Source organism: Streptomyces sp. MCA2 (assembly GCF_023544705.1).
In the GTDB taxonomy this organism is placed as follows: Bacteria; Actinomycetota; Actinomycetes; order Streptomycetales; family Streptomycetaceae; genus Streptomyces; species Streptomyces decoyicus.
Genome location: NZ_JAMJFM010000011.1, coordinates 24,042 through 36,790 on the forward strand (window position 1 = coordinate 24,042; position 12,749 = coordinate 36,790).

A 12,749-nucleotide genomic window follows, 5' to 3' on the forward strand; every position below is an offset into this window, starting at 1 on the left:
GCCGGGGAAAAGTCGTCCAAGATCGAACATCTGTAGGGGTTCGGGCGGCTTCCTCGTAGCATGGCGACGAATGATCGATTTCGCCATGGGGAAAGACACCGAGTCGGGAGGGGACGGGTGGAGACTTCCACAACGGTGCCGGAGTCCGTCGCCGCACTGCACGCCGCAATCGACGCCCTTACCGACGAGGTCATCGGCGGCCTGCGGGCCCAACTCCCCTCCTACGCCGCGGCGTCGGTGGACCAGCTCCGGCCGCGGGTGCTGGCGTCCCTGCGCAACGGCCTGTCACTGGTGCAGCGCTGGTCCGAGGAGCGGCGGACACCGCAGGGCTCCGGGCGCGACGACGGCCGGGCGTACGCCATCCCGGAGACCCATCTCGACGAGGTGACGGCCCTGGCCCGCTCACTGCCCGTCGAGGACATCATCTCCGCCTACCGGATCGGAACGGACATCGTCTGGCGGCGGTTCGGCGAGGAGATGGCGGCCCGCCGCGGCACCGCCGAGGACCTGCTGCCGATCGCCGAGACGCTCCGCGCCTGGGTCGACGCCAACACCCTGCGCATCGTGCGCAGCTGCCGGGTCGGCTTCGAGGAAGACGCGATGACGGACCGTCGGCGGGCCGTGCAGGTCCGCGCCCTGCTGCTCGGCGAGGTGCGGTGGGACAAGTCGCCTTCCGGCGGCGACGCGTGGGGCGCCGGGCCTGCCGATGTCCGTCCGGCCGGCCGATACCTCGCTGACGAGGAGGCGGCGGCGGACGGCTGGTACGACCGCGGCGCGCTCCGCCGCCCTTTCCGCGCGCGCCTGCCCGACGTCGCGCCGCCCGGCGGCCCGGTCCGCACCCCCGAGCCCGGCCCCGCCCCGTATGCCACCGGCCACCCCGGCCCCGGCGACGGCGCCTTCGGCCGGATCGTCGCCCTGCTGCGCCCCTGGCTCGCCCTGGACGGGACGGGGAAACCTCTGGTCACGACCGTGGACGGGGATGTGGCGGGGCTGCTGGCCGGGCGCCCCGCCGGGTTGTGCCGCGGTCTGGTCCTGGGGCTGGGCACCCCGGCCCCCGCGTCCGGGCTCGCCGCGGAGTTCACCCGGGCCACCCAGGCGCTCCGGGCCGCCACCGGCTTTGGACTCGTCGGGGCGTTCACCCGTGAGGAGCTGGGGCTGCGGGCCACGGTCGTGGCGCTCCCTGCCGTGGGGGAGGCGCTGGTGGGCTTGCGTCTGGCGCCGCTGGCCGAACGGGGCGAGGACGGCGCCCAGTTGGAGGAGGCCGCGGCCGCCTATCTGGAGCAGGGGCTGCGGCTGGAGGCCGCCGCGCGCACCCTCTACGTGCACCCCAACACCCTGCGCAACCGGCTCCGGCGGTTCGAGGAGATCACCGGCACCAGTCTGCGTGACCCGGCGGATCTCGCGGAGATCTGGTGGGCGCTGACACACCGCAGGATCCACGGGCCGGCGAGCTGAGGGGGGCGCTGCGCCGGGCGCGGTGCCGAGGGACCCCGATGCCGTCGGGCGCCCGCGTCCGCGTCCGAGTCCGAGTCCGTGCCCGCGTCTGCCGGTGGCTCAGGCCTTCACCGCCCGCAGCGCATACAGCAGCGGAACGATCGGCTCCGACGGCGGAAGGCGCCACCAGCCGTTCTCGGACGGCACCATCGCATCGAACCGCTTCCACGGCAGCAGCTCGGTCTCCCGGACCAGTTGCACGGTCAGTCCCGCGCCGACCACGGCGGAGATGACCTCCCCGAGGCCGTGCCGCCACTCGTAACTCGTCGTGGCACCCTCGACGGGCGGTCCGTCGGTGTACGTGGACGGCGTATCGCTCCTGAGCGGGCCGCGTCCGCCCAAGTAGTCATGGTGCAGCCGGAGTTCCTGCCGGTCCGGGCTCGGCGTCGGGCCCAGGGCGTCGAGCAGCGGATGGAACTCGACCAGATAGAACGTCCCGCCGGGCCGCAGCAGCGAGCTGACGATCCCGGCCCAGGTGGCCAGATCCGGCAGGTAGCACAGCGCGCCCTTGCCCGTGTAGATCACATCGAACCGGCGCCCGTCCAGCGCCTCCACGGCCCGGTGCACATCCGACCGGACGAACTCCACATTCCGTCCGGCCTCCTCGGCGAGCCGTCGCGCCTCCGCGACCGCCGCCGCGGAGAAGTCGAGCCCGACCGTGTGCGCGGCACCCCGCTCGGCGAACGCGGCCGTCTCGGTGCCCAGATGGCATTGCAGATGCAGGACGTCCCGCCCGGCCAGATCGCCCAGATCCGTCCACTCGAACGGCGCGAACCAGTGCTCGGCGGTCCGGGAACCGTCCAGGCCGTAGAACTCGCTCGCCACATGGACGGGGGTACGGGCGTCCCAGTTCGCCTGGTTGGCGCGCACCATCTCCTCGGTGGTGGGCGCGGGCACGGGGACGGTCGACGGCTCACTCTGCTCTGTGGTCATCCCCCTCTTGTACCGGCCGGGCGGGCGAGCGGGCCAGTACGCCATGGCGCGAAGAGCACCCTTACGGCTCCCCGGCCGGCGTCGTCCACACCTCCCCGTCCAGCACATTGCGCATCCCCACCCACACCATGTTCATCAGTCGCAGGGTGATCCGCTCCGGGGGCTCGTCCGGATGGAGCGTCATCCAGTCGGTGAGCGAGTCCGCGGCCCCGACCAGGGTGTACGTCACGAAGTCGGCCTCGTCGTCGGGGCAGGCGGGCGCGGCGCCCTCCGGGCCGCCGGTCCGGACCAGCCCGGAGACCTCCGTCATCACCGCCTGCCGGGTACGGCCCAGTTCCGCCGTGATCGCCGGGCTCAGCTCCGACGCCTGGCGGTGCAGCACCACCCAGCTGTCGCGGTGTTCGGTGACGAAGGTGAAGAACGCCAGCAGTCCGGCCCGCAGCCGTAGCTCGGGAGGGTGGGCAGGGCCCGCGGCCGCCCGTAACGCGGCCACCAGACGCTCGGCCTCACGTCGCAGACAGGCGAGGAACAGCCCCTCCTTGGAGTCGAGATAGAGGTAGACCATCGGCTTGGAGATTCCGGCGAGTTCGGCGATCTCGTCGACCGAGGCGGCGTGGTAGCCGCGCTTGGCGAAGACCCGGATCGCGGCGTCGATGATCTGCTGTTCCCGGACCGGCCTGGGCATGCGTCGCCTGCGTGTGTCAGTCATTGCTGCCAGCCTACCGCAACCTTACTGGCGAGTAAGTTTACTGGAAAGTCAGATAGTTGGGGGGAGGGGGCGCGCGTCGGCGGTTCAGCTGACAGGTGTAAAGCGAGTCGATGGTGGTAGGCGTCCTCACGCAACGCTCCTTTCCGCAACGGCTGTTGCTCGGGTGTCTGCCGATGCGGAACCGGATGCGGCCCCGGCCGGGTGCGCTCCTCGGCCGGGCCGGACCGCGCGGGGGCGTGCCCGGCGTCGGGTGTCGCCGGGGGAAAAGGAACGGGCCGCCGCCTGTGAGTGGCGTGGTGGCGGCCCGTACCCCCGCGGCCCAGTCGGTGCTGCGGGCGGGATCCGCTTCGGGGGGCCGCCCATGCGGAGCGGGGATGTCTGCGCCCCCTGACGCCACCTGCGGGTCAGTGATCGCTCGCGGCCAGCGTGGAGGCGAGCCGTTCGAGCAGGCCGGCGAGCTGAGTTTGCTCCTCCCCGCTCAGCCCGGCGAGAAGCCGGCGCTGGTTGTCCAGGTGGACGGCGATGAGCTCGTCGGTGAGTTCGACGCCCTCGGCGGTGAGGGTGATGAGGCGTCCGCGGGAATCGGCCTCGGCCACGGCTCTGCTGACCAGGCCACGGGCTTCGAGCCGGTCGACCCGCTTGGTGATCGCGCCGGTGGTGACGAGGACGGTACGGCTGAGCTCGCCTGCGGACAGGGCGTGCGGCGCTGCTGAACGTCGAAGCGCCGCAAGGACGTCGAAGTCGCCGCTTCCCAGGCATGCGGCGCCGAAGGGCGGGCGCAGCCGTTGGTCCAGCGTGCCGGTGAGCCGGAAGAGCCGGCCGATGACGAGCATCGGCGTCGTGTCGAGATCGGGCCTCTCGCGTTTCCACTGTTCGACGATGGCGACGACGGGGTCTGGCTGCATGGCTTCCACTATACCTTCCATGGAAGGTAATCTAGCTTCCATGGAAGATAATGTTGCTCCGCAAGCCGCGACGGCGGTTGTCTGCTACTTCGACCCCAGCTGCCCCTTTGCCTGGGTCACCTCCCGATGGCTGCTCGAAGTCGAACGGCTTCAGCCGATCGACCTGCGCTTCCGGATCATGAGCCTCTCGGTGCTGAACGAGCACCGCGAACTGGAGCCTTGGTACCGCGAGTTCAATGACCGCGCCTGGGGCCCGGCCCGGGTGTGCGCGGCCGCCGAAGCCCGCCACGGCAATGCGGTCCTGCGCGATCTCTACACCGCGCTCGGCAGCCGCATCCACGTGGCGCGCAACAAGGATTTCGACGCGGTCGTCGCCGAGTCCCTCGACGAGCTGGGACTGCCCGCGTCCCTGGCCGAGGCCGCTCACACCGACGCCATCGACGTGACCCTGCGCGCCGGCCACCAGGAAGGACAGGAAGCGGTCGGCGAAGAGGCCGGAACACCCGTCATCACCGTGGACGGCGCCGGCTTCTTCGGCCCCGTCCTCACCTCCATACCGAAAGGCGAGGAGGCGATCCGGCTCTTCCGGGCCACTCGGACCCTGGCCGGGATGGGCGCGTTCGCCGAGCTGAAGCGGGGACGCGGTGCGCTCGACTTCGGCTGATCCCGGCGTTCGCACCCGCCGCCGCCTCATCGCCGCAAGCCTGGTCAGCTCGATCGGCGACGGCATCTACGTGCCCCTGACGATGCTGTTCATCCACTCGCTCACCAGCCTGTCGCTGACGTCGATCGGCGCGGGCCTGACCGTCGCCGGACTCTGTGCCCTGGCGTTCATGCCCGTCGCGGGCGTCCTCATCGACCGGTTCGGCGGCCGACGGGTGCTCATCGTCGCGCTCGCATTGCGGGCGGCCGGTTTCGCCGCCTACCCGTTCGCCGGCTCCTACCCCGCATTCCTGGCGATCGCCCTGGTGGTGGCGGTGGGAATGTGGGCCTCCTCGCCCAGCCAGCACGCTCTCATCGGTGAGATCGCCGAAGGCGCCGAGCGTGACCGGCTGTTGGCGTGGGACCGCAGCCTGCGCAACGCCGGCATGGGATGCGGCAGCCTCGCGGCGGCGGGCCTGCTGGCGTGGAACGGCAGTGTCGGCTTCATCGGCGCCGCGGTGGCTCTGGCCACGGTCTTCGCCCTCGGCGCGGTGCTGGTGGCCCGGATCTCGGTCGTCCACGGCGGCGACAGGCGACCGGAGGGGGCACGGGACGGGTACCGGCAGGTGCTCGCCGACCGGCCCTACCTGCTCATCACCGCCGCCAATTTCCTGATCGCCTTCGGCTACACCACCCAGGCCATCGCCTTGCCGGTCTTCCTCACCCGTGACGTCGGCCTGCCCGATGCCCTGGCCGGGGCCGTGTTCGCGGTCAACACCGTTCTGGTCGCCGCGCTCGGTGTCCCCACCGCCCGCCTCACCCTGCGCGGCAGGCGCACCCGCGCGGCCGCGCTCGGCGCCGTCATCTTCGCGCTCTCCTTCGCCGCCTTCGCGGCCCTTCCCCACCTCATCAGCGGTGCCGACGCCCTCGTCGCCGTCCTGGCGGTCGCGGTCCTCTACACCGCCGGCGAGCTCGTCCACTCCGCACCCTCGCAGGGCCTGTCGGTCCAGGCCGCCCCCGCTCACCTGCGGGGGCGGTACCTGTCGAGCTACCAGCTGTCCTGGTCGGTCTGCCGCACCACCGCGCCCCTGCTGCTGGGATTCCTGCTCGACGCCGGGCAATGGCAACTGTGGACGGTTCTGGCACTGCTGGTCCTGACCGGCGCGGCGGTCCTGCTGTACGCCGAGAGGGTGCTGCCGGCACACGTGGTCAGTACCCGCGAAGTCACCACCGCTCCTCAGGAGGCCGTGACCTGAGGGGCCGCAGGCCCGGGAATCCGCAGGCCCCGCGCTGCGGACCCCGTGCCCGGGACGCCGTGCCGCCCCGTCGCCGTACTACAGCTCCTGGATCCGGATGTTGCGGTACGAGATCACATCCGTCTCGCTGTGGACCTGAAGGCCGAGGTAGCCGGAGGCGTAGCGGCGGCCGTCCGTGCCGGGGTCGTCCGCGCGGGGCGGGGAGAAGTCCTGGCCGCCGGTGTTGTCGAACTCGTTGAGCAGGACGCCGTTGCGGTAGACGGAGTAGTGCTGGTCGACGACGCGGATCTCGTAGTCGTTCCAGGTGCCCTTGGGGGTGACGCCGGCGCCGCCGAGGCCCACGCGGTCGAAGCCGTAGACGGATCCGGTCTTGTACATGTCGCCGTCGGGGCGGTCGAGGATCTGGATCTCGTGCCCGTATTTGATGGCGACCCACTCGGGGCGGGGCTCCTCGGGATGGTCGTGGACGCCGGGGAAGCGGACGAACACGCCGCTGTTGGCGTTGCCGGTGCCGGGGGCGTCGTCGCGGAACTGGAGCTTGAGGGAGAAGTTGTCGTAGGTGCGCCGGGGGTACCAGAGCATGCCCATCCCGGGGACGGTGGAGCTGCTGGTCATGAGGCCGTCGGCGGTGCGGCTGAAGGCGCCGCCGCCGACGTGTTCCCACGCGGCGAAGGACTTCTGCGTCCCGTCGAAGAGGTCGCGGTAGCCGGTGTGCTGTCCCGGGGTGCCGATGCCGGACTGCCGGGCGGCCTTGTTGACGGCCTCGTACTCCCGGTCGTCGACGACCCCGTCCGTGCGGAGGGCGTCGGCGACGCCGCGGACGTGCTTGAGGAAGAGGGCCTGGGAGGACCAGTCCTTCTCGTCCTCGATCAGCTCGTTGATGGTGCAGCGGTTGCGGGTGATGCGGTTGGGGATGCCGGTGTTGACGGTGCCGATGATCACCGTCAGTCGCTCGTCCCATTCGGCGCAGTCGGGGGCGGGGACCCCGCCGCCCTCGGCGATGGTGAAGGAGACGGTGCGGGCCGGTGAGGTGTTGCCGGCCTTGTCGGTGGCGCGATGGGCCACGGTGTGGCGGCCGGCCCGGTCCACGACGACCGGTGCGGTGTAGGCGAGGTAGGGACCGCCGTCCAGGGCGTACTCGGTTTTCCCGACGCCCGATCCGGCGTCGGTGGCGGTGAGGGTCACCGTGGCCCGGTTGAGGTAGTCGCCGTCGGAGTTCTTCGCGCCGGTCAGCTCGGCGGAGGTCTCCGGGGGAGTGGTGTCGCCGGTGGGCGGGGCGACGACGGTGAAGTCCACGGTCTTCTCGGGGGCGGTGTTGCCGGCCTTGTCCGTCGCGCGGTAGCGGAGGTGGTGGCTGCCGGGGGCGTCGGCCAGGACCGGGGTCGTGTACGGCTGGTAGGCGGCGGCGTCGAGGGCGTACTCGATGGTGCTGACGCCGGAACCGGCGTCGGAGGCGGAAAGGGTGGCGGTGGCGCTGCCGACGTAGGCGCCGTCCGCGTTCTGTTCGCCGGTGAGCTTGGCGGAGGTGTCGGGGGGTGTGCTGTCGGAGCCGCCGCCGTCGGTGACCACGAGCACGCCCTGCATGGCCGTGTGGCCGGGGATGGTGCAGTGGTAGCGGTACCTGCCGGGGGTGAGGGTGACCTCGGCGGTGTGCTTGCCGCCCTGGGCGTCGCCGGGGTTGGCCAGGATGTTGAGAGTGACGTCCTGGTTGTACTCGGGGTCGGAGGTGTCGAAGGTCAGGGTGTGCGGCATGCCCATGGTGTTGCCGGTGGCCGTGCTGTTCTCGAAGACGAGGGTGGCCTTGCCTGCCACGGCCGTCGCGGGTGCGGAGGTGTAGCGGGTGATGTCGTCGCCCGCGGTCCAGGTGAGGGTCTGCGCGGCCTGCCGCGGGGCGGGGGCGGGCGGCTGCCCGTATGCCATCGCCGGGGCCAGGCCGAGCAGCAGGGCGAGGGCGGCCAGCAGTGCGGCCCAGGTCCTTTGGTGCGTCGTTCCGCGGGTCATCGGGCCGCCTTTCGGGCGAGCTGCTGCGGCAGCGGCGTCGGCTCGCCGCCCTGGTAGCTGATGCGCCACAGGGCGGACTTGGGGTCGGAGGTGAAGAAGCCGCGCCCGTAGTCCAGGACGTACAGCGCGCCGTCGGGCCCGAAGGTCCAGCCCATGAGGTTGCGGATACCGTCCGCGCCCACGGGGACGATCTTGTCCAGGCTCTCCGCATGGGCCGGCAGCCCGCCGCTGCCCGCGGTCTTCGGGTCCATCACGACCGCATGCCGCGGCTGGTCACCGTCGTAGAAGTCACCGACGAACCACTTGCCGTCCCAGTAGGCCGGCCATGTGTCCTTGCTCGCGCTGTCGGCGTCGAAGCGGTAGACGGGGCCGTCCATCGCGGCCTGGCCGCCGCCCTTGAGCCAGGGGAGCAGCAGCTTCTGCTCGGAGAGCTGGTAACTGGGGATGTCGTCGGCGTCCCGCGGGTAGTCGGGGCCGCCGCCCTGTGGGGAGTACCAGATGTTGTTGGCCTCGGCGGGCGGGATGGCGACCAGGCCGTCGTTGTTCGGCGACTCGTTCTTCAGGTGGTCGCAGTCGTACCAGCCCAGCGGCTTGGCGGGATCGGGCAGATTGCGGTCCCGGTAGGGCTGTTTGTTGCCCATGCAGAACGGCCAGCCACGGTTGGAGGCATGGGTGATCACGGCGAAGGTGTCGTACTTCGCCGGGCCCCAGGTGGTGCTCGGCGTAACGGCATCCGGGCCGACCCAGCCCGCGTACAGGGTGTCGGTCTTCTTGTCGACGGAGATCCGGGACGGGTTGCGTACGCCCATCACATAGATCTCGCCGCGGGTCTTGCCGCCGCCCTCGTCGGTCTCCTTGCCGGTGAAGAGATTGCCCTCCGGCAGGGTGTAGGTGCCGTCCTGCTCGGGGTGGATGCGCAGGATCTTGCCGTTGAGGTTGTGGGTGTTGCCGGCGGTGCGGCGGGCGTCGGCGAAGGAGACCCCCTTGTAGTTCGGCGCCGGGTTGTTGCCCGAGTAACCGTCGCTGAACTGGCTTGAGTTGTTGTCTCCGGTCGCGATGTAGAGGTTGTTCCGCGAGTCCCAGGCCATACCGCCGCCCGCGTGGCAGCAGCTGTGGATCTGGACCGGCCAGGCGAGGAGGACCTTCTCGGAGGAGAGGTCCAGCTTGTTCGTCTTCTGGTTCAGGGTGAAGCGGGAGACCCGGCGCTCGGCCATGTGGGCGTCGCGGTCGATGCGGGAGTGCGGGGTGTAGTGGAGGTAGATCCAGCCGTTGGAGAGGAAGCCGGGGTCGAGTTCGATGCCGAGCAACCCCTCCTCGTTCTTGACCAGTTCGTCGCCGCCGCCCTTGTTGCCGAAGACCGTCACCGAACCGGCCAGGGTCACCTTCTTGGTCTTCGGGTCCCAGATGTGGACGGTGCCCTCGCCCTTGCCGACGCCGGGATCGTTCCAGTCGGTGACCACCGGAGCGCTCGCGTCACCACCGCCGCGGCCGATGTAGAACACCCGGCCGTCCTTGGCGGTCACCAGGCCGTGGGGTTCGCCGATCTGATCGGACTGCCCCGGCTGGTTGGGTGAAGTGACCCGCTCCGCTCGGTAGTTGGCGGTGATGGTGGACTGGCAGTCGGCGCGGGCGAGCCGGGTGGTCCACAGCAGCGCGCCCCGCAGATGGGTGCGGAAGTCGGCTTCCTGGAAACTGGCGGCGGTGCCGCCCATGCCGGTGTAGAAGGAGCGTCCGCCGTCGTAGTCGCGGCACCACGACACCGGGTGGTCCCAGCCGTTGGCCCCGGCGCCCGGCTGGTAGGTGCTCTCCCGTACGCGGGCGACGGTGTGTACCGCACCACTGGGGCTGGTCTGCCAGTTGAGCCACCGGTCGGGGCGTTTCCACTGCACCGGCAGGTCCTTGGTGGCCGGGTGCGTACGGTCGCCGACCTCGACGGTCGCCCGCTGGGTGCCGGCCGGAGTGGTGGCCGTGGGCCGGGCGCCGATCAGCCCGGTGAACCAGTCCGAGTACGGTTCCGTGCGCGCCGCGTCATGGATGCCGAGAAAGCCGCCGCCGGCCTTCATATAGCTCTCCAGGCCGGCTTCCTGATCGGGGTCGAGCACATCGCCGCCGCCGGTGAGGAAGACCACGGCGTGGAAGGTGCCGAGCCGGGGCTTGGTGAAGACCGAGGCGTCATCGGTCGCCTCGATGGTGAAGTGCTCGGCCGCCGGGCCCTGTTGGCCGATCTTCTCGATGGCCGCGATTCCGGCGTCGACGGTCGGCGGCTCGGCGCCGGCCGAGGCGTGGAAGACCAGGACGCGGACCTGCTCGCCGCCCGGCGGGGACGGCAGATCGAGTCGGGGCGAGGACTCGGGGGCCGTCCCCGCCACTGCCGGAGCGCCGCCGAGCAGCGCTGCGGTGACGGCCGTGGCGGCCATCGCGGCGACCCAGCCGTAACGTGCGCCCGGTCTGCGGGACTTGGCCGGTCCGGGTCTTTCCCGCCGAGCCCGCGGCGCTCCCGTCGGCCGCCCCGGCAGTCGCTCCGCCCCTCGTCGTCCCCACCCCCGTATGCCCGAGGGTTCTTGACGCGGTGTACGTCCCATTGGCCCACCCACCCCTCTCCGGTCATCCGAACAGCCGTTGAAGCTAGACCTCTTTTGGTGGCCCGCCAAGAGCTATGACCGCGGTACAACAAACTTTGTCCTGGGCGTGGATAAACGAAGATCGTGCGGCTACCGTCCCAGACGGTTCGTTTCCCGCCACCCGATGGGAGCACGATGACCGAGGCAGTCGAGCACCCCGCCCTCCGCACCCTGCCGCGACGCCTGTTCACCCGCCGCTTCCTGGCCGGCGGCGCCGCCGCCGCGGCGCTCGGGCCGGTCACCGCGGCCGCCGGCCCCGCCACCCCGGCTGCCGCCGACGGCAGACGGGCGGTGGCCGCGGGCGAGGTGAAACATCTGAAGCTGTACGCCGAGAAGCTGGCCGACGGCAGGCGGGGATACGGGCTGGAGAAGGGCAAGGCCTCCGTCCCCGGCCCGCTTGTCGAACTCGTCGAGGGCGACACCCTGCACATCGAGTTCGAGAACACCATGGAGGTCGAGGCGAGCCTGCACGTCCACGGCCTCGACTACGACGTGGCCAGCGACGGAACCAAGATGAGCCACAGCTCCGTCGAGCCCGGCGGCACCCGCACCTACACCTGGCGCACCCACGCACCGGGCAGGCGCAAGGACGGCAGCTGGCGGCCGGGGAGCGCCGGCTACTGGCACTACCACGACCATGCGGTCGGCACCGAGCACGGCACCGGGGGCATCCGGGCCGGCATGTACGGCCCGGTCGTCGTGCGCCGGGCCGGCGACCCCCTGCCCGACCGGCAGTTCACCATCGTCTTCAACGACATGACGATCAACAACCTGCCGGCCGGGCCCGACTTCCGGGCGACCGTCGGCGAGCGGATCGAGATCATCATGATCACGCACGGGGAGTACTACCACACCTTCCATGTGCACGGTCATCGCTGGGCGGACAACCGCACCGGCCTCCTCGGAGGCCCCGATGACCCCAGCCGTGTCATCGACACCAAGATCACCGGGCCCGCCGACTCCTTCGGCTTCCAGGTCGTCGCCGGCGAAGGCGTCGGGGCCGGCGCGTGGATGTATCACTGCCATGTCCAGAGCCACTCCGACATGGGGATGGCCGGGCTGCTCCTGATCGCCAAACCTGATGGGACGATTCCCGGCCATGACGGTCATGGCGGGCACGCCGGCTCGCGATCTGGCTGATTGAACACCCTTGATTCGCACGCCTGTTGGGGTACTGATGTGTGCCCGGCGGAACAACACCCCGCACTTCCTTCAAGGGACCCTGCCGCTCGTCTGCAACAACCCCCGATCGATGGGTATGTTGGGGGCTTGCAGCGCGTGGTCACTCCTATACGGAGCGATCACCCCTGCCCCATGGCTGATGACTGTCGAAGCGACGGGAAAGTGTGGAATGAGCCAGGAATCACAACCGCAGGCAGGCGCCGTTGATATCAGCATCCCGAGTGTGGCGCGGATGTACGACTACTACCTGGGTGGCAAGGACAACTACGCGGTCGACCGCGAGGCCTGCGAAGAGTTGAGCAAGGTCGTACCGAGCACCCAGGTGCTGGCGATCAACAACCGGCGCTTTCTCCAGCGGGTGGTCCGCTGGCTGGCTCGCGAACACGGCATCCGGCAGTTCATCGACCACGGATCAGGCCTGCCGACCCAGGACAACGTCCACCAGGTCGCCCAGCAGGTCGACCCGGAATCCCGTGTGGTGTACGTCGACAACGACCCCATCGTCCTGGCCCACGGCCGCGCGCTGCTGGAGGAGAACGCCAACACCGCCGTCATCCAGGCGGACATGCGCGACACCGACGGCATCCTCGGCAGCCCCGAGGTCGAGCGGCTGATCAATTTCGATGAGCCCGTCGCCGCGCTGTTCGTCTCGGTCCTCCACTGCATAACCGATGCCGACGACCCGGCCGGGCTGATCAAGCGGGTCGCCGACCGGCTCGTGCCCGGCAGCTTCCTGGTGGTGTGTCAGCTCGTCAGCGAGGACGCCGCCACCCGCGACTTCGTCACCGAATTCATGCGGGTCAGCACCCACGGTCAGTGGGGCCGGGTGCGGCAGGCCCATGAGCTGGCGGGATTCCTGGAAGGGCTGGAGATCCAGGAGCCGGGCCTGGTCGAGGTCTCCACCTGGAAGCCGGATGCGGACATCGGCCCCAAGCAACTCACCCAGGAGTGGATCGAGTTCGGCGGCGTCGCCCGCAAGGTGTAGGGCGGGGCGCCACAGCGCGGA

General features: G+C 70.6%; 10 protein-coding genes. 5 read left to right on the forward strand and 5 right to left on the reverse strand.

Annotated features, from left to right (window positions below; all coding sequences use genetic code 11):
• The first annotated feature begins 117 nt into the window (after window positions 1-117).
• A complete protein-coding gene (locus M8I34_RS11405; RefSeq protein WP_250049307.1) occupies window positions 118-1,455 on the forward strand; it encodes a PucR family transcriptional regulator in 1,338 nt (445 codons plus the stop codon).
• A 99-nt stretch (window positions 1,456-1,554) separates the two neighbouring features.
• Here M8I34_RS11405 and M8I34_RS11410 read toward each other — a convergent pair whose 3' ends face one another.
• From M8I34_RS11410 to M8I34_RS11420, 3 genes are all read right to left on the reverse strand, one after another.
• Complete coding sequence (locus tag M8I34_RS11410; protein WP_250049308.1) at window positions 1,555-2,427, reverse strand: class I SAM-dependent methyltransferase; 873 nt, start codon at window positions 2,425-2,427, stop codon at window positions 1,555-1,557.
• Between the two features lie 61 nt (window positions 2,428-2,488).
• On the reverse strand, window positions 2,489-3,136 hold the full coding sequence (locus tag M8I34_RS11415; RefSeq protein ID WP_250049309.1) for a TetR/AcrR family transcriptional regulator: 648 nt from the start codon (window positions 3,134-3,136) through the stop codon (window positions 2,489-2,491).
• Window positions 3,137-3,540: 404 nt separating this feature from the next.
• Window positions 3,541-4,041 carry a MarR family winged helix-turn-helix transcriptional regulator gene (locus M8I34_RS11420; protein WP_250049310.1) on the reverse strand — a complete coding sequence of 167 codons (501 nt, stop codon included), beginning with the start codon at window positions 4,039-4,041 and terminating at the stop codon, window positions 3,541-3,543.
• Between the two features lie 40 nt (window positions 4,042-4,081).
• On the opposite strand from M8I34_RS11420, the gene M8I34_RS11425 reads away from it, so the two are divergent.
• Entirely contained in the window at window positions 4,082-4,705 is a 624-nt protein-coding gene (locus M8I34_RS11425) for a disulfide bond formation protein DsbA (RefSeq protein ID WP_250049311.1), read from the forward strand.
• Window positions 4,686-5,939 carry an MFS transporter gene (locus M8I34_RS11430; RefSeq protein WP_250049312.1) on the forward strand — a complete coding sequence of 418 codons (1,254 nt, stop codon included), beginning with the start codon at window positions 4,686-4,688 and terminating at the stop codon, window positions 5,937-5,939. Before M8I34_RS11425 ends, M8I34_RS11430 begins: the two co-directional genes overlap by 20 nt.
• A gap of 78 nt (window positions 5,940-6,017) precedes the next feature.
• Here the strand turns inward: M8I34_RS11430 and M8I34_RS11435 are convergent, their stop codons facing one another.
• Window positions 6,018-7,940: an OmpL47-type beta-barrel domain-containing protein gene (locus tag M8I34_RS11435; protein ID WP_250049313.1), complete on the reverse strand. Its 1,923-nt coding sequence runs from the start codon at window positions 7,938-7,940 to the stop codon at window positions 6,018-6,020.
• Window positions 7,937-10,357 (reverse strand): ThuA domain-containing protein, encoded by a 2,421-nt coding sequence (locus M8I34_RS11440; protein WP_250049314.1) that lies wholly within the window; start codon window positions 10,355-10,357, stop codon window positions 7,937-7,939. Before M8I34_RS11440 ends, M8I34_RS11435 begins: the two co-directional genes overlap by 4 nt.
• Before the next feature lie 375 nt (window positions 10,358-10,732).
• Here M8I34_RS11440 and M8I34_RS11445 point away from each other — a divergent pair, with 375 nt between their 5' ends.
• Together M8I34_RS11445 and M8I34_RS11450 are read left to right on the forward strand one after the other, a co-directional pair.
• Complete coding sequence (locus tag M8I34_RS11445) at window positions 10,733-11,701, forward strand: multicopper oxidase domain-containing protein (RefSeq protein ID WP_374210894.1); 969 nt, start codon at window positions 10,733-10,735, stop codon at window positions 11,699-11,701.
• 211 nt (window positions 11,702-11,912) lie between these two features.
• The gene (locus tag M8I34_RS11450; protein ID WP_244417846.1) at window positions 11,913-12,728 is read left to right on the forward strand and encodes an SAM-dependent methyltransferase; all 816 of its coding nucleotides are present in this window, start codon (window positions 11,913-11,915) and stop codon (window positions 12,726-12,728) included.
• Window positions 12,729-12,749: the final 21 nt, after the last annotated feature.